The sequence below is a fragment of the Pantoea sp. EKM21T genome, from assembly GCF_011800405.1.
GTDB classification, from domain to species: domain Bacteria; phylum Pseudomonadota; class Gammaproteobacteria; order Enterobacterales; family Enterobacteriaceae; genus Pantoea; species Pantoea agglomerans.
This window is the reverse complement of the sequence record NZ_JAALFV010000001.1, coordinates 285,312-312,059: the sequence shown is the minus strand read 5'-3', so window position 1 is coordinate 312,059 and position 26,748 is coordinate 285,312. Positions and strand designations below refer to the sequence as shown.

The 26,748-nt window shown below is 55.4% G+C and carries 19 protein-coding genes; 9 read left to right on the top strand and 10 right to left on the bottom strand.

The genetic code is table 11. The features are described 5' to 3' along the window. Position 1: 1 nt before the first annotated feature. Both poxB and HFD87_RS01495 read right to left on the bottom strand, forming a co-directional pair. Positions 2-1,723, bottom strand: a complete 1,722-nt coding sequence (poxB, locus tag HFD87_RS01500) for a ubiquinone-dependent pyruvate dehydrogenase (protein ID WP_010669749.1) — start codon at positions 1,721-1,723, stop codon at positions 2-4. 130 nt (positions 1,724-1,853) lie between these two features. Then, complete coding sequence (locus HFD87_RS01495) at positions 1,854-2,753, bottom strand: lysine exporter LysO family protein (protein WP_010669750.1); 900 nt, start codon at positions 2,751-2,753, stop codon at positions 1,854-1,856. Between the two features lie 132 nt (positions 2,754-2,885). Between HFD87_RS01495 and HFD87_RS01490 the strand changes: the two genes are divergently transcribed. After that, positions 2,886-4,523, top strand: coding sequence for an ATP-dependent endonuclease (locus HFD87_RS01490; protein WP_167422851.1), 1,638 nt, complete (start codon positions 2,886-2,888; stop codon positions 4,521-4,523). A gap of 73 nt (positions 4,524-4,596) precedes the next feature. Here HFD87_RS01490 and cspD read toward each other — a convergent pair whose 3' ends face one another. Continuing rightward, positions 4,597-4,818: a cold shock-like protein CspD gene (gene cspD, locus HFD87_RS01485; RefSeq protein WP_010254451.1), complete on the bottom strand. Its 222-nt coding sequence runs from the start codon at positions 4,816-4,818 to the stop codon at positions 4,597-4,599. A 316-nt stretch (positions 4,819-5,134) separates the two neighbouring features. On the opposite strand from cspD, the gene clpS reads away from it, so the two are divergent. Next, a complete protein-coding gene (gene clpS, locus HFD87_RS01480; protein ID WP_010254453.1) occupies positions 5,135-5,455 on the top strand; it encodes an ATP-dependent Clp protease adapter ClpS in 321 nt (106 codons plus the stop codon). Between the two features lie 52 nt (positions 5,456-5,507). Further along, entirely contained in the window at positions 5,508-7,784 is a 2,277-nt protein-coding gene (gene clpA, locus HFD87_RS01475) for an ATP-dependent Clp protease ATP-binding subunit ClpA (protein WP_010254457.1), read from the top strand. A gap of 86 nt (positions 7,785-7,870) precedes the next feature. Here clpA and infA read toward each other — a convergent pair whose 3' ends face one another. From infA to trxB, 5 genes are all read right to left on the bottom strand, one after another. Further along, complete coding sequence (gene infA / locus HFD87_RS01470) at positions 7,871-8,089, bottom strand: translation initiation factor IF-1 (protein WP_002211347.1); 219 nt, start codon at positions 8,087-8,089, stop codon at positions 7,871-7,873. A gap of 345 nt (positions 8,090-8,434) precedes the next feature. Continuing rightward, complete coding sequence (gene aat, locus HFD87_RS01465) at positions 8,435-9,127, bottom strand: leucyl/phenylalanyl-tRNA--protein transferase (protein ID WP_010254921.1); 693 nt, start codon at positions 9,125-9,127, stop codon at positions 8,435-8,437. A 33-nt stretch (positions 9,128-9,160) separates the two neighbouring features. Next, on the bottom strand, positions 9,161-10,891 hold the full coding sequence (gene cydC, locus HFD87_RS01460; protein ID WP_060679857.1) for a cysteine/glutathione ABC transporter ATP-binding protein/permease CydC: 1,731 nt from the start codon (positions 10,889-10,891) through the stop codon (positions 9,161-9,163). Further along, entirely contained in the window at positions 10,891-12,660 is a 1,770-nt protein-coding gene (gene cydD, locus HFD87_RS01455) for a cysteine/glutathione ABC transporter permease/ATP-binding protein CydD (protein WP_167422850.1), read from the bottom strand. The genes cydC and cydD overlap by 1 nt, the downstream gene beginning before the upstream one ends. Before the next feature lie 143 nt (positions 12,661-12,803). Next, positions 12,804-13,772, bottom strand: a complete 969-nt coding sequence (trxB, locus tag HFD87_RS01450) for a thioredoxin-disulfide reductase (RefSeq protein ID WP_003849329.1) — start codon at positions 13,770-13,772, stop codon at positions 12,804-12,806. Between the two features lie 527 nt (positions 13,773-14,299). On the opposite strand from trxB, the gene lrp reads away from it, so the two are divergent. From lrp to HFD87_RS01420, 6 genes are all read left to right on the top strand, one after another. Next, complete coding sequence (lrp, locus tag HFD87_RS01445; RefSeq protein WP_006118610.1) at positions 14,300-14,794, top strand: leucine-responsive transcriptional regulator Lrp; 495 nt, start codon at positions 14,300-14,302, stop codon at positions 14,792-14,794. A 118-nt stretch (positions 14,795-14,912) separates the two neighbouring features. Next, positions 14,913-18,455, top strand: coding sequence for a DNA translocase FtsK 4TM domain-containing protein (locus HFD87_RS01440; protein ID WP_167422849.1), 3,543 nt, complete (start codon positions 14,913-14,915; stop codon positions 18,453-18,455). A 177-nt stretch (positions 18,456-18,632) separates the two neighbouring features. Further along, entirely contained in the window at positions 18,633-19,244 is a 612-nt protein-coding gene (gene lolA, locus HFD87_RS01435) for an outer membrane lipoprotein chaperone LolA (protein WP_167422848.1), read from the top strand. Positions 19,245-19,251: 7 nt separating this feature from the next. After that, on the top strand, positions 19,252-20,595 hold the full coding sequence (locus HFD87_RS01430; protein WP_111533577.1) for a replication-associated recombination protein A: 1,344 nt from the start codon (positions 19,252-19,254) through the stop codon (positions 20,593-20,595). 92 nt (positions 20,596-20,687) lie between these two features. Further along, positions 20,688-21,980 (top strand): serine--tRNA ligase, encoded by a 1,293-nt coding sequence (serS, locus tag HFD87_RS01425; protein ID WP_039387614.1) that lies wholly within the window; start codon positions 20,688-20,690, stop codon positions 21,978-21,980. Between the two features lie 318 nt (positions 21,981-22,298). Continuing rightward, entirely contained in the window at positions 22,299-23,450 is a 1,152-nt protein-coding gene (locus tag HFD87_RS01420; protein WP_010254932.1) for an MFS transporter, read from the top strand. 53 nt (positions 23,451-23,503) lie between these two features. On the opposite strand, the gene pflA is transcribed toward HFD87_RS01420, so the two are convergent. Both pflA and pflB read right to left on the bottom strand, forming a co-directional pair. Then, on the bottom strand, positions 23,504-24,244 hold the full coding sequence (gene pflA / locus HFD87_RS01415) for a pyruvate formate lyase 1-activating protein (protein ID WP_167422847.1): 741 nt from the start codon (positions 24,242-24,244) through the stop codon (positions 23,504-23,506). A 164-nt stretch (positions 24,245-24,408) separates the two neighbouring features. Continuing rightward, positions 24,409-26,691, bottom strand: coding sequence for a formate C-acetyltransferase (gene pflB / locus HFD87_RS01410; protein ID WP_167422846.1), 2,283 nt, complete (start codon positions 26,689-26,691; stop codon positions 24,409-24,411). Positions 26,692-26,748: the final 57 nt, after the last annotated feature.

Sequence of the window (26,748 nt, the reverse complement as noted above, 5' to 3'; positions counted from 1 at the left end):
TTTACCGCAGCCAGTTGGTTTTCGCCAGTTCTACCACCTCATCACCGCGACCATTCATAATGGCGCGCAGCATGTAGAGACTGAAGCCTTTAGCCTGCTCCATTTTGATCTCGGGCGGCATCGCCAGTTCCTCTTTGGCGGTAATGACATCCACCAGCACCGGGCCATCGTGGGCAAACGCCTGCTCCAGCGCGCCATTGAGATCGGATGCCTTGTCCACCCGGATACCCCGGATACCGCAGGCCTCGGCGATAGCGGCAAAGTCAGGATTCTCCAGCTCGGTGCCATCGGTGAGATAGCCACCCGCTTTCATCTCCATCGCCACAAAGCCCAGCACGCTGTTGTTGAAAATCACCAGTTTGACCGGCATTTTCAGTTGCGCCAGCGAGATAAAATCCCCCATCAGCATGCTGAAGCCGCCGTCGCCACACAGTGCCACCACCTGACGATTGCGATCAATCGACTGCGCGCCCAGCGCCTGTGGCATCGCGTTCGCCATTGAGCCGTGGTTAAACGAACCCAGCAGGCGACGTCTGCCGTTCATCTTCAGATAGCGCGCCGCCCAGACGGTCGGTGTCCCGACATCGCAGGTAAAGATGGCGTCATCACTGGCGTAGTGGCTGATCTGCTGTGCCAGATATTGCGGATGGATCGGCTGCTTATCGTTGGGCTGCGCCAGTTCGTCCAGACTTTTGCGCGCCTCGCCATAGTGCTTAACCGCGCTGTCGAGATGGCTGCGATCGCTTTTGTGTGTCAGTTGAGGCAGCAGCGCCTGCAGTGTGCTTTTCACATCGCCGACATAGGCCTGATCGACGTGACAATGTGACCCAAGGCTGCCCGGATTGATATCAATCTGGATGATTTTAGCCTTTTCCGGATAGAAGGCGCGATAGGGGAACTGCGTGCCCAGCAACACCAGCGTCCCGGCATTCATCATGGCGTGGAAACCGGATGAGAAACCGATCAGACCGGTCATGCCGACATCATAAGGGTTGTCATATTCGATGTGTTCTTTGCCGCGCAGCGCATGGACGATAGGGGCTTTCAGCGCTTCTGCCAGCGCTACCACCTCCTGATGCGCTCCGGCGCAGCCACTGCCGCACAGCAGCGTAATATCGCTGGCTTCGTTCAGCGTCTGCGCCAGCTGCACCAGTTCGGCGGGCTGTGGCAGGACCTGCGGCAACTGTGGCGGATACCATTCCGCGCTGGCGCTCTCTGGCGCCAGTTTAAGCGCGACATCCCCAGGCAGCACCACCACCGAGACGCCCCGATTCAGAATCGCTTTACGCATCGCGATGCCCAGCACCTGCGGGAGCTGCTCAGGGTTCGAAACCAGTTCGCAGTAGTGGCTGCATTCGCGGAACAGCTCCTGCGGATGGGTTTCCTGAAAATAGCCGCTGCCGATTTCGCTGGAGGGAATATGTGCCGCAATCGCCAGAACAGGAACGCGGTTACGATGGCAATCGAATAGACCGTTGATCAGATGTAAGTTGCCTGGCCCACAGGAGCCGGCGCAGACCGCCAGTTCACCGCTGATGTGCGCTTCCGCGCCCGCTGCGAATGCGGCGACTTCTTCATGGCGCGTCGGCATCCATTCAATGGTGCCCATGCGATTAAGACTGTCGCTCAGGCCGTTAAGGGAATCCCCGGTGACGCCCCAGATGCGTTTTACGCCCGCGCTTTCCAGCGTTTTGGCGACCAGCGCCGCGACGGTTTGTTTCATGCTCTTCTCCTTTGTCGGCCCGCCCTGAAGAGTGACGTGACCAGAACCGAAAAAAGAAGCGTAGACGACACGGCAGAAAAGCAGGCGTGAAAAAATGCGCTGGCAGAGCTCAGCGCATATCAGACAGGATTCAGGCGGAGAAGAGGGCGATAAGAATCGGGGCCAGCAGGCTCATCACAAAGCCGTGCACAATGGCGGCCGGGACGATCTCATTGCCGCCCGCCCGCTGCAGCACCGGCAGGGTAAAGTCCATTGAAGTGGCGCCACACAGGCCGAGTGCGCTTGAGCGATGACGGCCAATCAGCGCCGGAATGAGCATGATTGCCACCAGTTCACGTATCAGGTCGTTGAAGAAGGCGGCGCTGCCGATGACCGGACCAAAAGCTTCGGTCATCAGAATGCCGGAGAGAGAGTACCAGCCAAAACCACTGGCTAACGCCAGACCGGTTTTCAGCGGCACGCCCAGCAGCAACGCCGCAATCATGCCGCCGATAAGCGCGCTGACCAGCACCACGCTGGCAACCAGCAGGCCACGACGGTTCAGGATAATCTGACGCAGCGTCATGCCGCTGCCGCGCAGCTGAATGCCCACCAGAAACAGCAGGAAGATCAGCGCATATTCGCTGGCCGTTGAGGCGTGGTGCAGCAGTGGCCACTGGGTCAGGCCAAGCAGAAAACCGATGACAACCACGCCGCACAGCTTCAGAGAGTCCAGCGCCATATGCAGCCGCGAGGGCAGTTTCTCCTGCCGGTGTGCATGCTGCCAGGGGGCATATTTTTCCAGCCCGCGCAGCGCCAGCAGGTTGCACAGCAAAATACAGAAGGCCGCTACCAGCGCGGTGTGAAATACCGCCAGCAGATTGCTGCTCAGGTTGTCGAGAAAGGCCAGGCTGATGCCCATAAAGAACAGAATGACGTAAACCATCCAGCCCAGCAGCTGATTGACCCGGCGCAGGGTTGAAGTTTGACGGAACGGTAGCAGCCAGCCGGCGATCAGCGGCAGAAGAATAATCAGGAGTCCGGAGTACATAGCGATAAGGGCCATCCATGGTGGAAGAGGCCACACGCTAGCGAAAAAGCGTAACGGAGTAAACCCTGATAAAGCGGCTTGACCGGCTCGCTGGCGGCAACCATGCTGTTTATAAACTGAGGATGGACGCCTATGATTCTGGAACATATCGACATTCGCGGTTTCCGCGGCATCAATAAGCTCTCACTGCCTTTAACCCAGACCAATCTGCTGATTGGTGAGAACGCCTGGGGCAAATCCAGTCTGCTGGATGCCCTGAGCCTGTTACTTTCGGCCCATGAACCGGCCTATGTTTTTACCGAGGCTGATTTCCATTTCACCCCAGGCGATGTGACCGATGCGATGCGCCGTCTGTCGGTGGTGTTCCACTTTCGCGATGACGGCAACGACCCGGATGCGGTGCTCTCGACCTTCTGGCAGCGTGATGCTCAGGGCCAGCGTCAGCTCTGTTACAGCGTCAGCGCCACCTGGCGTGACAGCGGTATCGAAACCCGCCGCCGTTTTGTTGACCTGAACTATCAGCTGTTGCCTGAGCAGAACTGCGCGGCGGCCATCGATCTTTTGCTGAAACGGTATCCGGTTCTGCGATTGCGCGATGCGCGTTTCAGTAAGCGGACGCGGAGTAGTGCACCGCTCCCCACCGCACATCCTGAGTTACTGGCGGGTATGGAGACGCTGGCGCGCGATCTGGAGCACCATCCGCAACAGCTCAGCGATGAGGTGCTGCGGCAGGGGCTGAAGACGATGCAGCAACTGATGCAGCACTACTTCCTGGTACAGCCGCCCGATGCGGGCAACGAGGTCAGGCTACGGGATCCTCAGACGCGTGAGGGGGAACAGGGATGGCGGGCGCTGGATCACCTGAATCAGCTGATTGCCGGAACCGACTCCCGCAGCCGTCAGCTGATACTGCTGCAGATGTTTACCCTGCTGATTGAGGCACGAGGAGACGTCCCGCTGGCCGCCGGTGCCCGCCCGCTGCTGCTGATTGAAGATCCGGAAACCCGGCTGCATCCGATTATGCTGTCGGTAGCATGGAATCTGCTGAGGCTGCTGCCGCTGCAAAAAATCGCAACCACTAATTCGCCGGAGCTGCTGTCGCAGGTGCCGGTGGAAAACGTCTGTCGTCTGGTGCGAGGACCCTCGCGCGTAGCGGCCTGGCGTATCGGTCCGGAGGGACTGAGTGCCGAAGAGAGCCGGCGCATTGGCTTCCATATTCGGGTCAACCGGCCTGCTGCGCTGTTTGCCCGTTGCTGGCTGCTGGTGGAGGGGGAAACCGAAGTCTGGATCATGAATGAGCTGGCGCAGCAGTGCGGTTACAACTTTGCCGCTGAAGGTGTGAAGGTGATTGAGTTTGCGCAGTCGGGGTTAAAGCCGCTACTGAAGTTTGCCCGGCGCATGGGTATCGCCTGGCATGTCCTGACTGACGGTGATCAGGCCGGGAATAAATATGCCAGTACGGCACGCACTCAGTTACAGCCGGGTGAACCGGAGCCGCGTTTTCTGACGCAGTTACCGGCGCTGGATATGGAAAATTTTCTCTATCAGCACGGCTTTCAGGATGTCTATCATCAGATGGCGCACCTGCCGTTAAACGTTCCGATGAGTTCCAGGCGTATTATTACTAAAGCGATTCACCAGAGCTCCAAGCCGGAACTGGCGATCGCAGTGGCTACGTCGGCGGCGGAACGCGGGCCAGAGGCCATCCCGCCATTGATGCGGCAGATGTTTGCCCGGGTGATTGGACTGGCGCAGGGCCAGGCAGATTAGGTGACATCGAACAGGAAAATGCCAGCGGCACTGGCTGGCATTTTTGGGTCTTTGTTCAGAAAGGCGATATGTGTCAGGCCACAGCCTGCACCTCGACCGGCACGATCAGGCTGGCGTGATTGCCTTTCGGGCCTTCGTGGACATCGAACTGAACCTGCTGGCCTGCCTTAAGCGTGCGGTAGCCTTCCATCTGAATGGTGGAGTAGTGCGCAAAAATATCTTCGCCACCGCCAATCGGACAGATAAAGCCAAAGCCTTTGGAATTGTTGAACCATTTAACTGTGCCCGTCTCCATGCTTTTACTTCCCTCGCAAGACATTTTATAAGTAGGTGAGGTCATCGAAGCTGTGAGTCGGATTTGATTAAAACTCAATCAGCCTGTGCAGCTAGAATGTAGAGAAAGCGCGGCTGACGTCAAGCAAACCACCGGGCCAGGTGGGGAAAAAATCATCAAAATTTGAGGCAGTTAACGCTATTGCAAATTTTGTGATGCAGGTCGCGCAGGGGAATTTCTGAATAAATTTTCAGCAGCGGCATGCGGCTTGACAGGCATGTTAAACTCTCAATATGTAGCTACTTAAAGGCTAAAAGCAAAATCTCAACGGAACACTATGGCAAACGCAAACGACTGGCTTAACTTTGAACATCTGGCCGACGATAAAGTACGTGAAGGGTTAAAGCCGCCTTCTATGTATAAAGTCATTCTGAATAATGACGATTATACACCTATGGAATTTGTTATTGACGTTGTACAAAAGTTCTTTTCTTATGATGTTGAACGTGCAACGCAGCTGATGTTGAAAGTTCACTATCACGGCAAGGCGATCTGTGGTGTATTTACTGCAGAAGTCGCCGAAACAAAAGCGGCCCAGGTGAACAACTATGCACGGGAAAATCATCATCCGTTGCTGTGTACGCTGGAAAAGGCCTGAACCCGTCTCCATATAGGAAACAGGTAAGGGCGATAATTGGGGGAGGTGCCTAATGCTCAATCAAGAACTGGAACTCAGTTTAAATATGGCTTTCGCCAGAGCGCGTGAGCACCGTCATGAGTTTATGACCGTCGAGCATCTGTTACTGGCGTTGCTCAGTAACCCGTCGGCCAGAGAGGCACTGGAAGCCTGTACGGTGGACATTGTGGCTCTGCGGCAGGAACTCGAAGCCTTCATCGAACAAACTACGCCCGTGCTGCCTGCCAGCGAAGAGGAGCGTGATACACAACCCACGCTTAGCTTCCAGCGCGTCCTGCAGCGTGCGGTTTTCCATGTCCAGTCATCCGGTCGCAGCGAAGTCTCCGGTGCGAATGTGCTGGTCGCCATTTTCAGCGAGCAGGAGTCGCAAGCGGCTTATCTGCTACGCAAACATGAAGTGAGCCGCCTTGATGTGGTGAACTTCATCTCTCACGGTACGCGTAAAGATGAGTCCGGCCAGGCGCCAGGCGCAGAAAATCCGGTTAACGAAGAGCAAGCAGGCGGGGAGGAGCGTATGGAAAACTTCACCACCAATCTTAATCAGCTTGCTCGCGTCGGTGGTATTGATCCACTGATTGGTCGCGATAAAGAGCTGGAACGTACCGTTCAGGTGCTATGTCGTCGTCGTAAAAATAACCCGCTGCTGGTGGGTGAGTCGGGTGTGGGTAAAACCGCCATTGCTGAAGGTCTCGCCTGGCGCATAGAGCAGGGCGATGTACCGGAAGTGATGAAAGACTGCACGATCTACTCGCTGGATATCGGTTCGTTATTAGCCGGCACCAAGTACCGTGGTGACTTTGAAAAACGTTTCAAAGCGCTGCTGAAGCAGCTGGAGCAGGACGAACACAGCATTCTGTTTATCGATGAGATCCATACCATCATCGGTGCGGGTGCTGCATCCGGCGGCCAGGTCGATGCTGCGAACCTGATCAAACCTCTTCTTTCCTCTGGCAAGATTCGGGTGATGGGTTCTACCACCTATCAGGAATTCAGCAACATCTTTGAAAAAGATCGTGCCCTGGCGCGTCGCTTCCAGAAGATCGATATCACGGAGCCTTCACCAGAAGAGACCGTGCAGATTCTGAATGGCCTGAAGACCAAGTACGAAGCGCATCACGATGTGCGCTATACCGCGAAAGCGGTGCGCGCAGCCGTGGAACTGGCGGTGAAATATATCAACGACCGTCATCTGCCTGACAAGGCGATTGATGTGATTGATGAAGCGGGTGCGCGAGCGCGCCTGATGCCAGCCAGTAAGCGCAAGAAAACCATCAACGTCTCTGACATTGAAACGGTGGTGGCCCGTATTGCCCGTATTCCTGAGCAAAGCGTGTCAGCAAGCGACCGCGATACGCTGAAAAATCTGGGCGATCGTCTGAAGATGCTGGTGTTTGGTCAGGACAACGCCATTGAGGCGCTGACGGAAGCGATCAAAATGAGCCGTGCAGGTCTGGGTCAGGATCGTAAGCCGGTCGGTTCCTTCCTGTTTGCCGGGCCTACCGGTGTCGGTAAAACGGAAGTCACCGTGCAGCTGGCGAAAGCGCTGGGCATTGAGTTGCTGCGCTTTGATATGTCCGAGTATATGGAGCGTCACACCGTCAGCCGTTTGATTGGTGCGCCTCCGGGTTACGTCGGCTTTGATCAGGGCGGCCTGCTGACGGATGCGGTGATTAAGCATCCTCATGCGGTGGTGTTGCTGGATGAGATTGAGAAAGCACACCCGGATGTCTTCAACCTGCTGCTGCAGGTGATGGATAACGGTATGCTGACCGACAACAACGGTCGCAAAGCGGACTTCCGCAATGTGGTGCTGGTCATGACCACTAACGCCGGTGTCCGCGAGACTGAACGTAAGTCGATTGGCCTGATTCATCAGGACAACAGCACCGATGCCATGGAAGAGATCAAAAAGATGTTTTCTCCAGAGTTTCGTAACCGTCTCGACAACATTATCTGGTTCAGTCACCTGTCACCAGAGGTGATCCATCAGGTGGTCGACAAGTTCATTGTCGAGTTGCAGGCGCAGCTGGATGCCAAAGGCGTGTCGCTGGAAGTCAGCGATGAAGCACGCGACTGGCTTGCTGAGAAAGGCTATGACAAAGCGATGGGCGCTCGTCCGATGGCGCGCACCGTGCAGGACAGCCTGAAGAAACCGTTAGCCAATGAACTGCTGTTTGGTTCGCTGGTGGATGGCGGCTCGGTGTCAGTGGCGCTGGATCGTGAGAAAGGTGAACTGACCTATCACTTCCTGAGTGCTGAAAAACGCAAAACCGAAGGCACTGTGCATTAATCACCTGCTGCAGATATGAAAAAGGCCGGATTAAAATCCGGCCTTTTTTTTCGCTGCAAATTGCAGAGCGATGAGATTACTGCAAATTAGCGACTACGGAAGACAATGCGGCCTTTGCTCAGGTCGTACGGGGTCAGCTCAACGGTCACTTTATCACCCGTCAGGATGCGGATGTAGTTTTTGCGCATTTTACCGGAGATATGAGCAGTAACCACGTGTCCGTTCTCAAGTTCTACGCGGAACATGGTGTTAGGTAACGTATCCAGTACGGTACCTTGCATTTCAATATTGTCTTCTTTGGCCATCGAATCCTCTGGGTGTACTACCTTTCAGTTGAACCGGCAAGATAATGCCCAATTCAACGATTTATGTAAAGAACCGTCGGCGATTTTGCCAACGCTTTGCCGGGGTGCACGTCAGTTGCGCGCATCCGGTAAAATTAGGGTGTTTATGTGACGTCTGCGGGGGATTAGCGGGCTAAGAATCTGTATCAACCGGTTACACGCGCACGATTGAAAACAGTTCCGAGAGTGCGTTGAGATTCCCAGCCTGGCAATTCCGGCTCGTTATTGCGAAGCGCGGACGACATACCAAACTCGACCATTATACCACTTAATACGCCTTTATGTGTGCAAAACATCTCTGTGCGACTAAAAAAGGGTTTGTGTCTGCCAGCAGCCATCGCTGACAGGCTGGCACGCAAGGCTTTGTACATATTGCAGATAGTCTGCGCGCGGGATCTCCTGCGCGCCCAAAGAGGCCGTATGAGGGTTAAGTACCTGACAATCCACCAGACGGCCCTGATGTCTGAGGAAATGCTGACAAAATACCCAAAGTGCGGTTTTTGACGCATTCTGCTGACGGCTGAACATTGATTCGCCGCAGAAGATTTGCCCCATCGCCAGCCCATACATGCCACCTGCCAGCTGATGTTCGTCCCATACTTCAATGGAGTGGGCGTGGCCCAGTTCATACAATCGCAACCAGGCGCGCTTCATTTCAAAGGTGATCCAGGTGCCTTCCTCACGACCGGTGGCACAGCCCTCGATCACCTCGGCAAATGACTCATTCATCGTCACCCGATAGGGCGAACGGCTGTGGAAACGCTTCATGCTCCGGCTGAGATGAAACTGCTCAGGCAACAGCACTGCACGGGGATCGGGCGACCACCAGAGAATCGGGTCGCCAGAAGAAAACCACGGAAAGATGCCGCGCTGATAAGCGTTAAGTAACCGGGCAGGGGAGAGATCACCCCCCATGGCCAGCAGGCCGTTTGGCTCGCGCAGCGCCATCTCCGGTGGGGGAAATTGCAAAGATTCCCGTGACAGTTGTACCAGTCTCATCGCGTTTTGTTACCTATCAGCATTTCGCTAAGACTATAGCGCAATCCGCTGTCGGAAACGCCAGTACCGACCCGCTTTTGAGATTAATTCGGCATGACTTCCCTGTTCCACAATCACGCCATTATCCATCACGCAGATGCGATCCATCTGCTCCAGGCCGCTGAGACGGTGGGTGACCATTATTACGGTCTTGCCAGCGGTCAGCCGCTGCAGCAGGGTGAGGATATGCTGCTCGGTTGTGGCATCCAGTCCTTCGGTGGGTTCATCCAGCAGCCAGAGATCGCCGTCATGCAGTAACGCACGCGCCAGCGCCAGCCGACGCAGTTCGCCGCCTGACAGCGGGCGACCGCCTTCTCCCATCCAGGCGTTTAATCCTTCCGGGCTCTCAAGCAGGCGCTGCAGGCCGACGTCATTCAGCACGCGGCGTAACTGCTCATCAGTAGCATCGGGACAGGCCAGCAGTAAGTTATCACGCAGGCTCTGACTGAAGAGATGAACCCGCTGAGTCACCACGCTGATGCGCTGACGCAGCGCTGGCTCTGACCATGCGGTGATCGGCAGGTCATTCAGGCTGATGACACCGTGCTGGCTATCCCAGCTACGGGTCAACAGCGCCAGCAGAGTCGATTTGCCGCAGCCGGTCGGCCCCAGCAGTGCAATGTGTTCACCGGCTGCCACCTTAAGGGTAAAGCGGTTCAGCACCTTATCCGGGCGGTCGGGATAGCTGAAGTCGAGCTGATCGATATCGACTGCGAGACGTCCTGGCCGGGCATCTGAATCTGCCGGAAAGGTGATAGCGGGTGACTGATCGATAATGTCATTGACCCGCTGAGCGGCATTTATCACCTGCGACATGGGCAGAAAGGCCCCTGCAACCGGTGCCAGCGCCTCGAAAGCAGCCAGCGCGCAAAACACCACCAGGGCAATCAGCGAGCCGGGCAACTGCTGCTGGCTGATTGTCGCCGCACTGAGCCAGAGCAACAGTGTGACGGTTACGCCGCTGATCAGCAGCAGCAGGCTCTGTGCCGCAGCCTGCAAGCGCTGTTGCTGGCTCTGAGCCTGCTGCCAGCGCTGTTCATCTTCATCAAGTTGCTGACGCCAGTCCCGCGAGGCACCGTACAGGGTGAGTTCAGCCTGAGCCGCCAGCCACTGCATCAGCTGTAAGCGCCAGCGGGCGCGCCCACGGGCAATCGCGCCGCCTGCGGGCGATCCCAGACGGTAAAACAGCGCTGGCATCACCACCAGCGTACTCAGCATGATGCCGCCCAGCGTCAGTGCCAGCTGAAGATCGATGAAGCTCATTCCGAGGGTAACCACGACAATCACCACCAGTGCGCCGATCAGCGGCGAGATGACGCGCAGATAGAGGTGATCCAGCGTATCGACATCGGCCACGAAGCGGTTGAGCAGGTCCGCCTGCCGGAACCGCGAAAGCTGGCCTGGCGAAAGGGCCATCAGGCGGCTGAAGGTGTGGACACGCAGATGCTGAAGAACCCTGAATGTTGCATCGTGGCTGACCAGCCGTTCAGCATAGCGTGCGGCAGTGCGAATGATGGCGGCGCCACGCACGCCTGCCGCAGGCAGCATATAGTTGAAGGTATAGAGACCGGCTACGCCTGCCACTGACGAGGCGGCCAGAAACCAGCCTGAAAGCGTCAGCAGGCCGATGCTGGCCAGCAGGGTAACAATCGCCAGCACGATGCCCAGCACCAGGCGATAAGGGTGGCGCAGCCAGAGACGAAGAAAAGGACGCAAGGCGGACATCAACGAATCTCCTGTTGACGATGCTTCAGCATCTCACTGAAAGCACCCGGCTGTTGCGACAGATGCTGCCAGTTACCCTGTTGCACCAGCTTACCGGCTTCCATTACCCAGAGGGTCTGCCAGTGACTTAACGTATCAATCTGATGGGTTATCATCAGCGTGGTCTGGCGGGCTGCCGCCTGGTTAAGTGCCAGCATCACATGACGTTCACTGAGCGCATCCAGGCTGGCTGCGGGTTCATCGAGCAGCAAAAAATGCGAGGATTTATAGAGTGCGCGCGCGACCGCGACCCGCTGCGCCTGACCCACCGACAGCTGATTACCGCCATCGCCTGGCAGGGTGTCAATGCCCTGGGGCAGACGAGGCAGGAACTCATTAATGCCGCACGACTCCAGCAGCGCCGCAAAACGCTCGTCATCCCAGGCCGCATTCATCACGATATTGTCGCGCAAGGTGGCGGCCGGTAACTGAGGATTCTGTCCTACCCAACTGAGCTGATGATGCCAGTCACTCCGTCGTATATCGCGAAGTTCAACGCCATTCGCTTTCAGCGAACCCTGATAAGGCAGAAAACCGAGCAGGGCGTTCATCAGGGCCGTTTTACCGGCCCCGCTTTGACCGACCAGCGCAATCTGTTCGCCAGGGGCGACAGTAAAAGAGAGCGGGCCGCACAACACCTGACCATCAGGCGCACAGACACGCAGATCTTCGGCGGTAAGTGCGATTGAGCGATCGGCAGTGAAGGGCAACTGGCCTTCCTGCGGCGCGGTGGCAGGCGTCGCCTGCATAAAGGCTTCAAGGGCATCGGCACCGCCTACAGCCTGGGCTTTGGCGTGATAGAAAGCGCCGAGATCGCGCAGTGGCTGGAAAAACTCCGGGGCGAGGATCAGCACCAGAAAGCCGGCAAACAGCGTCACGCCCTGGCCGTAATCACCGAAATGCAATTCGCCCAGATAGGAGAAACCAAAGTAGACGGCCACCACGGCAATCGCCAGCGAGGCAAAAAACTCCAGCACGGCAGAGGAGAGAAAGGCTAAGCGCAGCACTTCCATGGTGCGCTGGCGAAAATCGGTGGTGGCGGCGGCAACCGCCTGCTGCTCCGCTGCGCCACGATGAAACAGCCGCAGCGTCTCTCTGCCGCGCAGGCGGTCGAGAAAGTTACCGCTCAGGCGGGCCAGCACCAGGAAGTTCCGGCGGTTGGCCTCGGCCGCACCCATCCCGACCAGTGCCATAAACAGCGGAATCAGTGGCGCGGTGGCAAACAGGATCAGACCCGCCGTCCAGTTGAGCGGAAAAATAGTCAGCAGAATGCAGCAGGGGATCAGCACCGCCAGGGTCATCTGCGGCAGATAGCGCGCGTAATACTCCTGCATCTCTTCGATCTGCTCCAGCAGCAGCGTCGCCCAGCTGCCGGCTGGCTTTCCCTGAATCCAAGCCGGCCCCAGATCAGATAACCGATCTAATACCTGCTGACGTAAAGCCTGACGGATAGCCTGTCCGGCACGATAACCGGTCAGCTCACGGGCATAGTTAATCAGGGCGCGGAGCACAAAGCAGAGCAGTAACAGCAGGATACTGACTGTCAGAGATTCACGCGGCTGCTGGTCAACAATCAGAGCCTGCAGCAGCGAGGCCAGTAAACCCGCCTGAGCAATGATCAGAAGTGCACTTGCCATGCCCAGCAGGGTGTTGAGTCGCAACCAGCGACCGGCGAAATGACGTTGCTGACGAAGCCAGCGGGTAAGATGCTGCTGCCGCGATTTGTCCATGCGAGACCATGATGAATGTCGATGACGGGTGAAAATGGAAAGACATTTCCATCTCTTCAGGCGCAAGAATCTAGCATGAGAGCAATAAAAAAGGCGACGGAAAAACCGTCGCCTGGAACATTTGAGATCAGAGGGTTAACAACTTACTGATCGTTTTTAACCAGTCCGTCAAGAAAGCGCTCAGCGTCTAACGCGGCCATACAGCCGGTGCCCGCAGAGGTGATCGCCTGACGATAGATATGGTCCATCACATCGCCTGCCGCAAAGACGCCAGGGATGCTGGTCTGAGTGGCGTTGCCGTGCAGACCTGACTGAACTTTGATGTAACCGTTCTCCAGCGCCAGCTGACCCTCAAAAATGGCCGTATTCGGACTGTGTCCGATAGCAACAAAAAGACCCGCCACCTCCAGCGCTTCTGTCTCATCACTGTTCTGGGTAGAACGCAGTGTCAGACCAGTGACACCCATCTGATCGCCCACCACTTCTTCCAGCGTGCGATGGGTGTGCAGCACGATATTGCCATTGCGCACTTTTTCCATCAGGCGGTCGATCAGGATCTTCTCTGCGCGGAAGCTATCACGACGGTGAATAAGGTGCACTTCAGCCGCAATATTCGCCAGGTAGAGCGCCTCTTCCACAGCCGTGTTGCCACCGCCAATCACCGCGACTTTCTGGTTGCGATAGAAGAAGCCGTCACAGGTTGCACAGGCAGAGACGCCTTTGCCTTTAAAGGCCTCTTCGGAAGGCAGACCGAGGTAGCGCGCTGACGCACCGGTGGCGATGATCAGGGCATCTGCCGTGTATTCGCCGCTGTCACCCGTAAGGCGGAACGGACGGTTCTGCAAATCGACGGTGTGAATGTGATCGAAAATGATCTCAGTATTAAATTTTTCGGCATGCTCATGCATCCGCTCCATCAGCGATGGACCTGTCAGATCGTGCGGGTCGCCCGGCCAGTTCTCCACCTCGGTGGTAGTGGTCAGCTGTCCGCCTTTTTCCAGACCCGTAATCAGTACCGGGTTCAGGTTGGCGCGTGCAGCATAAACGGCTGCGGTATAACCCGCTGGGCCGGAGCCCAGAATGAGTAACTTACTGTGTTTGGCCGTACTCATGCGTTCCTCAGTTTCATTCGGCTGACATAGCCTGCGATTGTAGGGAATATCCGGCGACAATGACAAGGCTTAGGCAATTTTGTTAACGATAGCTGCAAACGGCGTAGACGATGAGCGACGGTTTTGCCTGGCCAATGCGCCAAAAGGGGGCAAAACTCGGGTTAGAGGGGTGCAATAGTGGAAAAATAGTCATTTAAAAACAGATACCCAGCGGACTGTCTGGCATCTTGTCCTGAATTTGGTGATTTTACTTTGACAATCGCCTGCGCTTTTGCGAAAACATTATCAGAAGCGAATAACATTTATCGGAACAAAACAGGTTTTCATCGCCCGTTTTGCACGTAACGCCGAATAAAAGCAGCCTGATATGGATAATGACGCATGATGTGGACAGACAACATGCGTCATATCGATAGGTGTCAGAACACAGGCTCTGTTAGCTCACTTCAGAAATGCCCCGAACCCCGAACAATGAGCGTTTTCAGGGCGTGGCAGGTAAAGGGAAGGAATTAAGAGAGACAATAATAATGGTAGACAATAAGAAACGCCCCGGGAAAGACCTCGACAGAATTGACAGGAACATTCTGAATGAACTTCAGAAAGATGGTCGCATTTCAAACGTAGAGCTTTCCAAACGCGTAGGCTTATCGCCTACGCCATGTCTTGAGCGCGTGCGTCGTCTCGAACGTCAGGGATTTATTCTTGGCTACACCGCGCAGTTGAACCCGCACTATCTGGATGCGTCGCTGCTGGTGTTCGTTGAGATTACTCTGAATCGTGGTGCACCGGATGTGTTTGAGCAATTTAACGCCGCTGTGCAAAAACTTGAGGAAACTCAAGAGTGTCACCTCGTTTCCGGCGATTTCGACTACCTGCTGAAAACGCGCGTACCTGATATGTCAGCCTACCGTAAGCTGCTGGGTGAAACCCTGTTGCGCCTGCCGGGCGTAAACGACACGCGTACGTATGTGGTGATGGAAGAGGTTAAACAGAGCAATCGGCTGGTGATCAAAACTCGCTGATGCGGGGCAGGTGCAAAACCTGTGAGATTTCGGTACACTCCTGTGCATTCATACAGGATCAGCGTCGGGCTCGCCCGGCGCTGTTGCTTCTTACTTTACAGGCACCTGGAGAGTCCTCTTGAGCCAGGAATATACAGAAGATAAAGACGTTTCGTTACAATCGATGAGCAGTGGACGTCGTCTGCTGGAAGCAATGCTCATTCTGGTGGCGCTGTTTGCCATCTACCTGATGGTTTCTCTGGTCAGTTTTAACCCTTCCGACCCGAGCTGGTCGCAAACGGCCTGGCATGAACCTATCCATAATATCGGCGGCAGCGTCGGTGCCTGGCTGGCTGACACCTTACTCTTCATCTTTGGTGTGATGGCGTATGCCATTCCGCCCGTCATCCTGGGACTGTGCTGGATTGCTTTCCGTCAGCGCGACAGCCAGGACTACTTTGACTACTTTGCCGTCGGGCTGCGCTTAATTGGCGTCCTCGCGCTGGTGGTGACAACCTGTGGTATGGCGGCGCTGAATGCCGATGATATCTGGTACTTTGCCTCGGGCGGCGTGATCGGCAGCCTGGTCAGTAATGCTATTGCACCCTGGTTCAGTCCGGCTGGCGGCACGCTGATGCTGCTCTGCGTCTGGGCGGCGGGCATTACCCTTTACACCGGCTGGTCATGGCTCACCATTGCAGAAAGAATTGGTGGCGTAGTCATGGGCGTACTGACGTTTGCCAGCAACCGCTCACGTCACGACGAACCCTGGCAGGAAGAGGATGACGCGCGTGAATACGCGGATGTGCCTGAGCTTCATGCCGCCGATCAGGATGATGATGTGCTGCTTTCTGCCCCACGTGCAGCTGCTGAGCCTGCGGCGTCACAACAGGATCCGCTGCTGACTAAAGCTGCAGCAGCCACCAGTGCGGCAGTCGCGGCTACCGCTGAAGCCGCCGAGGTGACCCTCGCCCCGGCAGCCACGGTGACGCCTGCACCTGTCGCCGCATCTGCTGCTGCTGTGGTTTCAGCTTCGGCGCCTGCCGCGTCAGCGACATCCATTCCTGCATCGCCGTCTGCACAACCTGCGCCTGCGTACGCACAGAGCGCGCCAGCTCCGCAGAGTGTGGCGAATTCCCCGACGCCGCCGCAGAGTGCTTCTGCACCCGCAGACTCACCACCGCTTTATCATTTTGAAATGCCAGACGACGCTCCGGCTACGCCGTCGTTCAGTGCTTACGACGATGATGAACCTAAAATGGGTAACTGGCGGGATACGTCAGCCATCCCTGCGGCATCGGCGGCAGCGGCAGCCGCTGCAACGGCAGCCCAGGCAACAACGCGTACTGCGCCTGTTTTTGATTTAGCCCCTGAAACCAATCTCAATCCGCAGGTTAAACAAGGTATCGGTCCGGCACTGCCGCGTCCTAACCCGGTAAAACTGCCAACCCGTCGTGAGCTGGCCTCTTATGGCATTAAGCTGCCTTCTCAGCGCATGGCAGAAGAGAAAGCGAAAACGGAAGAGACCGAACCGGTTAGTGCTGGCTCCGTTTCCTCTGCTCCGGATGCTGAAGAGGCGCTGCAGCAGGCTGAACTGCGACAGGCTTTCCAGTCTGAACAGCAGCAGCGTTACGGCACCAGCTGGCAGCAGGACGAGGAAGATGAACAGGATGCACAGCAGCAAGATGCACTGGCCCGTCAGTTCGCCGAGCAGCAACAGCAGCGCTATGAGCCAGAAGTGAAAAAAGAGCCGGTATTCAATATTGATACCGCCTCAGCGTTTGATTTTTCACCGATGAAAGATCTGGTGGATGACGGTCCTTCTGAACCGCTGTTTACCATTGCGGCGACGCCAGAACCTGAAGCTCCAGCGGTTTCACACGAACCCTGGCAGCAGGTGAGTGAGGTTTCAAGACCTCAGGCTCCGGCTCATGTTCCTGCACCAGCCAGCTTTGCCCCGACAGAGCCTGCCTATAGCGCCCCGGCAGCACCGTCTGAACCTGACTATACTGCGCCTGCGGCAACCTCTGCGCCCGCTTATGGTGCCCCTGCGGCTCCTCAGGCTCCGGCGTACGCTGCGCCTGCCTATGGCACGCCAGCGGCAGCGCCGGTTCAGCCGGTGGAAGAGGCGAAACCTTCACTGCATGACAGCCTGATTCATCCGTTCCTGATGCGCCATGAGCAGCCGCTGGAAAAACCTTCCACGCCACTGCCTTCGCTGGATCTGCTGACCGCACCGCCTGAAGAGGAAGAGCCGGTTGATATGTTCTCGCTGGAGCAGACTGCCCGTCTGGTGGAGTCGCGCTTAGGCGATTATCGCGTCAAAGCGGAGGTGGTCGGTATCTCGCCTGGCCCGGTTATTACCCGTTTCGAACTTGACCTGGCACCGGGCGTGAAAGCGGCGCGTATCTCCAATCTGTCCCGCGATCTGGCGCGTTCGCTGTCGACGGTAGCGGTTCGTGTGGTGGAAGTGATCCCAGGCAAACCCTACGTAGGTCTGGAACTGCCAAACAAGCATCGTCAGACCGTCTATCTGCGTGAAGTGCTGGATTGCCCTAAATTCCGCGACAACCCTTCACCACTGGCCGTCGTGCTGGGTAAAGACATTGCCGGTCAGCCGGTGGTGGCCGATCTGGCGAAAATGCCACACTTACTGGTCGCCGGTACCACCGGTTCCGGTAAATCTGTGGGCGTGAACGCCATGATTATCAGCATGCTGTATAAGGCGACGCCGGAAGAAGTCCGCTTCATCATGATCGACCCGAAAATGCTTGAGCTGTCGGTCTATGAAGGTATTCCGCATCTGCTGACCGAAGTGGTCACAGACATGAAGGATGCTGCCAATGCGCTGCGCTGGAGCGTCGGTGAAATGGAGCGTCGCTACAAGCTGATGTCGGCGCTGGGCGTGCGTAATCTGGCGGGCTACAACGAAAAAGTGGAACAGGCCGAAGCGATGGGTCGTCCGATTCCCGATCCGTTCTGGAAGCCGGGCGACAGCATGGATATGACGCCGCCGGTTCTGGAGAAGCTGCCTTATATTGTTGTGATGGTCGATGAGTTTGCTGACCTGATCATGGCAGTCGGTAAAAAGGTGGAAGAGCTGATTGCCCGCCTGGCACAGAAAGCCCGTGCTGCCGGTATCCATCTGGTACTGGCGACACAGCGTCCATCTGTGGATGTCATTACCGGCCTGATCAAAGCGAACATTCCGACGCGTATCGCCTTTACCGTTTCCAGCAAAATTGACTCACGTACCATTCTCGATCAGGGCGGCGCGGAGTCATTGCTGGGTATGGGTGACATGCTCTACATGCCGCCGAACTCCTCGCTGCCGATTCGTGTTCACGGTGCGTTTGTTCGTGACCAGGAAGTGCATGCAGTGGTTCAGGACTGGAAAGCGCGTGGTCGTCCGCAATATATCGACAGCATTACGGCGGGCGAAGAGAGCGAAAATGCCGGTGGCATCGACAGTGATGAAGAGCTCGATCCGCTGTTCGATCAGGCGGTCGGTTTTGTGGTCGATAAGCGCCGTGCGTCGATTTCAGGTGTTCAGCGTCAGTTCCGCATCGGCTATAACCGCGCGGCACGTATCATTGAACAGATGGAAGCGCAGGGCATCGTTTCTGCACCAGGACACAATGGTAACCGTGAAGTGCTGTCGCCACCGCCACACGATATGTAGTGGCTAAATGTTTTGAAACACAACGCAATGAGCCAGTTCCGACTGGCTCATTGTTTTTATGCGGTTAAACCCCATATCTGAATCAGCTTTCGGTTTTTTCCTCTGTTCTGATGGCGGAACGGCGGCCAGGCTTAATGCAGTTATCGATGGGAACGTTTAAATAAGGAATTGAAGCAGATGAAATTACGCGTAATCGCTCTGGGCCTGTTGGCCACCTTTTCTTCAGCCAGCGTTCTGGCTGATGCTTCCAGTGATCTGCAACAGCGCCTGAACAAGGTCAGCAGCTTCCACGCCAGCTTCACCCAAAAAGTGACCGACAGCAGCGGCGCGAATGTGCAGGACGGCGAAGGCGAATTGTGGGTAAAACGTCCCAGCCTGTTTAACTGGCACATGACCGCGCCGGACGAAAGCATCATCATCTCCGACGGTAAATCGCTGTGGTTCTACAACCCGTTTGTTGAGCAGGCGACAGTCAGCCTGTTGCAGAATGCGACCAGCAACACGCCCTTTATGCTGATTGCCCGCAACCAGTCAAATGACTGGAAGCAGTACAATATCAAACAGCAGGGTAACAATTTTGAACTGACACCTAAGAACAGCGACGGCAACCTGAAACAGTTCACCATCCAGGTGACGTCCAGCGGGACCATCAACCGCTTCAGTGCTATCGAGCAGGATGGCCAGCGCAGCGATTACCAGCTGAAAAGCCAGCAGAATGGCGCTATCAGCCCGGATAAATTCACGTTCACACCGCCAAAAGGCGTGACGGTGGACGACCAACGTCAGTGAGGTCACGGTGAGTAACCTGTCCCTGGATTTTTCCACCGAAAATTTCAAACCTCTGGCCGCGCGTATGCGGCCAGAAACATTGAAACAGTACATTGGTCAGCAACATCTGCTGGGCGCAGGCAAACCTCTGCCGCGCGCGATTGAAGCAGGGCACCTGCATTCAATGATCCTGTGGGGACCTCCCGGGACCGGCAAGACCACGCTGGCTGAGATCATTGCCCATTACGGTAACGCCGATGTGGAACGTATTTCGGCCGTCACCTCCGGCGTAAAAGAGATCCGTGAGGCGATTGAGCGGGCCCGTCAGAATAAACATGCCGGGCGGCGCACGATCCTGTTTGTGGACGAGGTCCATCGGTTCAACAAGAGCCAGCAGGATGCCTTTCTGCCCCATATCGAAGATGGCACCATTACCTTTATTGGTGCGACCACCGAAAACCCCTCTTTTGAACTTAACTCAGCGTTGCTGTCACGCGCCCGCGTTTACCTGCTGAAATCACTGACTCTGGAAGATATTGAACAGGTGCTGGATCAGGCGATGCAGGATAAAGTGCGAGGTTATGGCGACAGTGACATCGTGCTGCCGGACAACACACGCAGGATGATCGCTGAACTGGTTAATGGTGATGCACGTCGGGCGCTGAACACGCTGGAAATGATGGCTGATATGGCCGAAATCACCGCATCAGGTCAGCGAGAACTGACGCCGCAGCTGCTTAACGAAGTCTCTGGTGAGCGATCCGCGCGGTTTGATAATAAAGGCGATCGTTTTTACGATCTGATTTCCGCACTGCACAAATCGGTACGCGGCTCGGCACCGGATGCGGCGCTCTACTGGTATGCGCGCATTATCACTGCGGGCGGCGATCCGCTCTATGTGGCTCGTCGGTTGCTGGCAATCGCCTCCGAAGATGTCGGCAACGCCGATCCGCGCGGTATGCAGGTGGCGATTGCGGCCTGGGATTGCTTCACGCGCGTCGGTCCGGCAGAAGGGGAGCGTGCGATTGCCCAGGCCATTGTTTATCTGGCTTGCGCGCCTAAAAGTAATGCGGTCTACAACGCGTTTAAAGCCGCAATGCGTGATGCGCGCGACCATCCCGATTACGATGTGCCGGAACATCTGCGCAATGCCCCGACTAAGCTGATGAAAGAGATGGGCCTGGGTAAAGAGTACCGTTATGCCCATGATGAAACCAACGCCTATGCCGCGGGTGAAGTCTATTTTCCGCAGGAACTGGCCAGCGCGCGCTATTACACCCCAACCCAGCGCGGGCTTGAAGGCAAGATTGGTGAAAAGCTAAGCTGGCTGGCTGAGCAGGATCAAAATAGCCCGACAAAACGCTACCGCTGAAACAGACGTTACGGTAATGTGGGCAATGTTTTCAACGCATTCCGCTGGAATGCGTCCCTTCTTTCAACCAACTTTTTATACACAGGATAAGCATGCTCGATCCCAATCTGCTGCGTAACGAGCCAGACGCAGTCGCAGAAAAACTGGCACGCCGGGGATACAAACTGGATGTGGAAACGCTGCGTTCGCTTGAAGAGCGTCGCAAAGTGCTGCAGGTGGAAACAGAAAATCTGCAGGCAGAGCGTAACTCCCGATCCAAATCCATCGGTCAGGCCAAAGCACGTGGGGAAGACATCGAGCCGCTGCGTCAGGAAGTGAACGCGCTGGGCGAACGCCTGGATGCCGCAAAAGCAGAACTGGATGAACTGCAGAATCAAATCCGTGACTTCTCACTGGCACTGCCGAACATTCCGGCCGATGAAGTGCCGCTGGGCAAAGATGACAGCGAAAACCAGGAAGTGAGCCGCTGGGGTACCCCGCGCGAGTTCAGCTTCCAGGTTAAAGATCACGTTGAGCTGGGTGAAGCGGCTAAAGGCCTGGATTTTGCGTCTGCCGTGAAACTGACCGGTTCACGCTTTGTGGTCATGCAGGGGCAGATTGCCCGCCTGCACCGTGCACTGAGTCAGTTTATGATTGACCTGCACACCGAGCAGCATGGCTACCTTGAAACCTACGTGCCTTATCTGGTTAACCACGAAACGCTTTACGGTACCGGACAGCTGCCTAAGTTTGGCGAAGACCTGTTCCACACCCGTCCGCTGGAAGAGGAGTCAGACAGCAGCAACTATGCGTTGATTCCTACTGCGGAAGTGCCGCTGACTAACCTGGTGCGCGATGAGATCCTCGAAGAGGATAGCCTGCCGGTTAAACTGACCGCGCATACGCCGTGCTTCCGTTCTGAAGCGGGTTCTTACGGTCGTGACACGCGTGGCCTGATCCGTATGCACCAGTTCGACAAAGTTGAAATGGTGCAGATCGTCACGCCGGAGCAGTCAATGGATGCCCTGGAAGAGCTGACCGGGCACGCTGAGAAAGTGCTGCAGCTGCTGAACCTGCCATATCGTAAGGTTTTACTCTGCACCGGCGATATGGGCTTTGGATCGACTAAAACTTACGATCTGGAAGTCTGGCTACCGGCGCAGAATACCTATCGTGAAATTTCATCCTGTTCCAACATGGGTGATTTCCAGGCGCGTCGTATGCAGGCGCGTTGCCGCAACAAACAGGATAAGAAACCGCGTCTGGTTCATACCCTGAATGGCTCAGGGCTGGCCGTAGGCCGTACCCTGGTGGCGGTGCTGGAAAATTATCAGCAGGAAGATGGCCGCATCACTGTGCCTGAGGTTTTACGCCCCTATATGAATGGCGTCGAAATTATCGGCTAAGCAACAGTAACTCTCTGAACCCGGCCATGGCCGGGTTTTTTTATGTTATTGCTCCGGAAAAACTGTTCTGTCAGGCCTCATTTTAATCACAAATAAACGTTATCGATATCAGCCAGGCCGGAATGGCTAAAAACCTAGTTTTTCATAGAGATAGCATTTAGCGACCTGCCGCTTCTTACGATTGTAACCCACTGAAGATTAGTAAATTAAATTGTCGCACAGCAAAATGTGCTGCCGTTAAAATTCGCCCATTGACTTTAAAAAAGCCAATGGCAAACTGCGCGCAATTTCCTTCATTTGCTCTGGTTTCTATCCCCTATGTCAACCTGGTCACGCCCCGTGATATTGCTGCTTTGCGGCCTGATGTTAATGACTGTCGCAATTGCCGTGCTGAATACGCTCGTTCCACTGTGGCTGACGCATGACTTACTGACAACCTGGCAGGTGGGCATCGTAAGCTCCTCCTATTACACCGGTAATCTCGCAGGAACTCTGCTGGCTGGCTGGTTAATCAGGCATTACGGCTTCAACCGCAGCTACTACCTGGCTACCTTGATGTTTGCCGTCGCAACCCTGTGCCTGGCGATGATGTCGGGTTTCTGGGCATGGAGTTCAATGCGTTTCATCGCCGGTGTCGGCTGTGCGCTGATGTGGGTGGTGGTCGAGAGCGCACTTCTGTGCAGCGGAACGGTACGTAATCGGGGACAGCTGCTGGCGGCCTATATGGTTGTCTATTACATCGGCACCGTGACAGGCCAGTTGCTGGTCAGCAAACTGTCTACGGAATTACTCAGCGTGATTCCGTGGGTGACGTCACTGGTCTTCTGCGCCGTGCTGCCGCTGGTCTTTACTCGCGTCTCCGCCAGCGGTGAAGCGACAGAAGCCGCTCCGGCCCGCATCTGGCCGATGCTGCGTCGCCGTAGCTCACGGCTGGGCATCAATGGCTGCATTATCTCTGGCATCCTTCTGGGCTCGCTTTATGGCCTGATGCCGCTTTACCTGTCACATCAGGGAATGAGTGATGCCAATGTGGGTTACTGGATGGCGTTGCTGGTCAGCGCAGGCATTGTGGGCCAGTGGCCAATTGGCCGTCTGGCCGATCGTTTTGGTCGCATGCTGGTGCTGCGAGTCCAGGTATTTGTGGTTATCCTGGGTGCGATGGCCATGTTAACCAATGCCGCGATGGCGCCAGCGCTATTTGTTCTGGGACTGGCAGGCTTCACACTCTATCCGGTGGCGATGTCCTGGGCTTGCGAGACGGTCGCACATCATGAACTGGTAGCGATGAATCAGGCACTGCTGATGAGTTATACCGTGGGCAGTCTGGCTGGACCGGCAATGACCTCTGTTCTGATGCAGAATTATTCTGACCAGCTACTGTTCGTGATGATCGCTGCTGTGGCGCTGATTTATCTGGTGATGCTGCTGCGCAAAGCGAATCATCAGGCTACGCCAGTGGCACATGCCTGATCGCTGAACAGCAAAAAGGGAGCGTTAAGCTCCCTTTTTTTGTGGCAGATTCTTCAGTACATCACTTCGTGGCCATAGCTGGCGAGAATGTTTTTCACGCGCTCCATTGTCTCTTTGCTCGGTGGCTTCACCCCGTCCAGCTTGTACTCTTCACCCATCGCAATCCATTTATGCTTACCCAGCTCGTGATAGGGCAGCAATTCAATCTTCTCAACGTTCTCCATGTCACGCGTGAATTCACCCAAGCGATGCGCGGTGTCATCATCGTCGGAATAGCCGGGCACCACGACAAAACGGATCCATGTCCGTTTGTCTTTTTTCTGCAGGTAACGGGCAAAGTCCAGCGTACGGTGATTAGAGACACCCACCAGAATCTGATGGACGTCATCATTCATCTGTTTCAGGTCGAGCATCACTAAGTCGGTAACGTCGAGCAGTTCATCGATCACCGGATCATAGCGGCGTACGAAGCCGTTGGTGTCGAGACAGGTATGAATACCTTCGGCCTTACAGGCACGGAACCAGTCGCGCACAAATTCAGCCTGAAGAATGGCTTCACCGCCTGAGGCCGTGACGCCGCCGCCAGAGGCGTTCATAAAATGGCGATAGGAGAGTACATCCGCCATCAGCGCTTCGACGCTGATCTCTTTGCCACCGTGCGTATCCCAGGTGTCGCGGTTGTGACAGTAGAGGCAGCGCATCAGGCAGCCCTGGAAGAAGGTGATAAAACGGATACCGGGACCATCGACGGTGCCGCAGGATTCAAATGAGTGGATACGACCGTTAATTGACATTGCGATGTTTTCTCCAGTGAGTCTGCCGGGACAGACGGCGCAATCTCTGTTGCGCTCAGGGCAGGAAATCGATTCTGGTGGGAACCTTGATGGAGATGACCACCAGAACAGACTTTTAATTAAAAGGCTCCGCGAGGAGCCTTTTTTATCGGGTAGAGCAGTAGTTACAGTGACTTAGTGAAGGTTCGGGTAATCACATCCTGCTGCTGTTCTTTAGTCAGTGAGTTAAAGCGTACAGCGTAACCGGAAACGCGAATGGTCAGCTGCGGATATTTCTCTGGATGTTCCATCGCATCCAGCAGCATTTCACGGTTCATAACGTTAACGTTGAGGTGCTGACCGCCTTCGATGCTGGCTTCGTGATGGAAGTAACCATCCATCAGACCGGCAAGGTTGGTTTTCCGCACGTTATCATCTTTACCCAGCGCGTTTGGTACGATTGAGAAGGTATAAGAGATACCATCTTTCGCGTAGGCAAACGGCAGTTTCGCGACGGAAGTCAGTGAGGCAACTGCACCTTTCTGGTCACGACCATGCATCGGGTTAGCACCTGGTCCAAACGGCGCGCCAGCGCGACGTCCATCTGGTGTGTTACCGGTTTTCTTACCATATACCACGTTCGAGGTAATGGTCAGAACAGACTGCGTCGGCACGGCATTACGATAGGTGTTCAGCTGCTGAATTTTCTTCATGAAGCGTTCAACCAGATCGCAGGCCAGGTCATCTACCCGTGAGTCGTTGTTACCGAACTGCGGATATTCGCCTTCAATGTCGAAGTCGATGGCCAGACCATCTTCGTCACGAATCGGTTTCACTTTGGCATATTTAATGGCAGAAAGTGAATCCGCAGCGACGGAGAGACCCGCGATACCACAGGCCATGGTGCGGTAGACATCCCGATCATGTAAGGCCATCAGTGCCGCTTCGTAGCTGTACTTATCATGCATGTAGTGAATGATGTTCAGCGAAGTCACATACTGTTTTGCCAGCCAGTCCATGAAGTGATCCATACGCTCCATGACGGTGTCGAAATCCAGCACGTCGTCGCTGATTTTGTCGCCTTTCGGTCCAACCTGCATTTTCAGCTTTTCATCCACGCCGCCGTTGATTGCGTAGAGCAGCGTTTTCGCCAGGTTGGCACGTGCGCCAAAGAACTGCATTTGTTTGCCGACAATCATCGGGCTCACGCAGCAGGCGATTGCGTAGTCATCATTGTCGAAATCAGCACGCATCAGGTCATCGTTCTCATACTGCAAAGATGAGGTATCGATAGAGACTTTAGCGGCATATTTTTTGAAATTAATCGGCAGTTTTTCTGACCACAGGATGGTCATGTTCGGCTCAGGTGAAGGACCCATGGTGTAGAGGGTATTCAGGAAGCGGAACGTACTTTTTGAGACCAGAGTACGGCCATCAACGCCCATACCTGCCAGGGATTCCGTTGCCCAGATTGGGTCACCTGAGAACAGCTCATCATATTCAGGTGTGCGCAGGAAGCGAACCATGCGCAGTTTCATCACCAGATGGTCAATCAGTTCCTGTGCCTGTTCTTCAGTCAGTTTGCCGGCTTTAAGGTCACGTTCGATGTAAACATCAAGGAAGGTTGAGACGCGGCCAAATGACATGGCAGCACCGTTTTGTGATTTAACTGCAGCCAGGTAGCCATAGTAAGTCCACTGTACTGCTTCAACCGCATTGGTAGCCGGACCGGAGATGTCATGGCCATATTTTGCTGCCATCTCTTTAATCTGGGCCAGCGCATGATGCTGGTCAGAAATCTCTTCACGCAGACGAATGGTCGCTTCCAGATTAACGCCATTCTCTAAATCTTCCTGCAGTGAGGCGAACTGAGCGAATTTATCCGCCATCAGGAAATCGATGCCGTACAGCGCCACACGACGATAGTCACCGATAATACGGCCACGGCCATAAGCATCAGGAAGGCCGGTCAGGATACCTGATTTACGGCAGCGCAAAATGTCCGGGGTATAAACATCGAACACGCCCTGGTTGTGCGTTTTGCGGTATTCGGTGAAGATTTTTTTCAGTGAAGGGTCGAGTTCACGGCCATACACTTTGCATGACCCTTCGACCATTTTGATGCCGCCATAAGGAATGATGGCGCGTTTTAATGGCGCTTCGGTCTGCAGACCGACAATTTTTTCCAGTGACTTAATGATGTAACCCGCGTCGTGCGAGGTAATGGTTGAGGCGAGATCGGTGTCGAAGTCGACTGGCGCGTGGGTGCGGTTCTCAATTTTGATGCCTTCCAGCACGCTTTCCCACAGTTTGGTGGTCGCTTCGGTGGCACCCGCCAGGAATGACTCGTCACCTTCATATGGGGTGTAGTTTTTCTGAATGAAGTCGCGCACATTGACGCTATTCTGCCATTCGCCTTCAGCAAATCCTTCCCATGCTGAAGCCAGTTTTGCATTAAGTTCGGTCATAATATACCTGCCTTATATGAGGAGACTTTACGGTCGGGCACAGCCAACTTCCTGTGC

Excerpts from the sequence above, each read along its gene's own strand:
- poxB (WP_010669749.1), bottom strand. The coding sequence starts at position 1,723 with ATGAAACAAACCGTCGCGGCGCTGGTCGCCAAAACGCTGGAAAGCGCG.
- HFD87_RS01495 (WP_010669750.1), bottom strand. The coding sequence starts at position 2,753 with ATGTACTCCGGACTCCTGATTATTCTTCTGCCGCTGATCGCCGGCTGG.
- HFD87_RS01490 (WP_167422851.1), top strand. The coding sequence starts at position 2,886 with ATGATTCTGGAACATATCGACATTCGCGGTTTCCGCGGCATCAATAAG.
- cspD (WP_010254451.1), bottom strand. The coding sequence starts at position 4,818 with ATGGAGACGGGCACAGTTAAATGGTTCAACAATTCCAAAGGCTTTGGC.
- clpS (WP_010254453.1), top strand. The coding sequence starts at position 5,135 with ATGGCAAACGCAAACGACTGGCTTAACTTTGAACATCTGGCCGACGAT.
- clpA (WP_010254457.1), top strand. The coding sequence starts at position 5,508 with ATGCTCAATCAAGAACTGGAACTCAGTTTAAATATGGCTTTCGCCAGA.
- infA (WP_002211347.1), bottom strand. The coding sequence starts at position 8,089 with ATGGCCAAAGAAGACAATATTGAAATGCAAGGTACCGTACTGGATACG.
- aat (WP_010254921.1), bottom strand. The coding sequence starts at position 9,127 with ATGAGACTGGTACAACTGTCACGGGAATCTTTGCAATTTCCCCCACCG.
- cydC (WP_060679857.1), bottom strand. The coding sequence starts at position 10,891 with ATGTCCGCCTTGCGTCCTTTTCTTCGTCTCTGGCTGCGCCACCCTTAT.
- cydD (WP_167422850.1), bottom strand. The coding sequence starts at position 12,660 with ATGGACAAATCGCGGCAGCAGCATCTTACCCGCTGGCTTCGTCAGCAA.
- trxB (WP_003849329.1), bottom strand. The coding sequence starts at position 13,772 with ATGAGTACGGCCAAACACAGTAAGTTACTCATTCTGGGCTCCGGCCCA.
- lrp (WP_006118610.1), top strand. The coding sequence starts at position 14,300 with ATGGTAGACAATAAGAAACGCCCCGGGAAAGACCTCGACAGAATTGAC.
- lolA (WP_167422848.1), top strand. The coding sequence starts at position 18,633 with ATGAAATTACGCGTAATCGCTCTGGGCCTGTTGGCCACCTTTTCTTCA.
- serS (WP_039387614.1), top strand. The coding sequence starts at position 20,688 with ATGCTCGATCCCAATCTGCTGCGTAACGAGCCAGACGCAGTCGCAGAA.
- HFD87_RS01420 (WP_010254932.1), top strand. The coding sequence starts at position 22,299 with ATGTCAACCTGGTCACGCCCCGTGATATTGCTGCTTTGCGGCCTGATG.
- pflA (WP_167422847.1), bottom strand. The coding sequence starts at position 24,244 with ATGTCAATTAACGGTCGTATCCACTCATTTGAATCCTGCGGCACCGTC.
- pflB (WP_167422846.1), bottom strand. The coding sequence starts at position 26,691 with ATGACCGAACTTAATGCAAAACTGGCTTCAGCATGGGAAGGATTTGCT.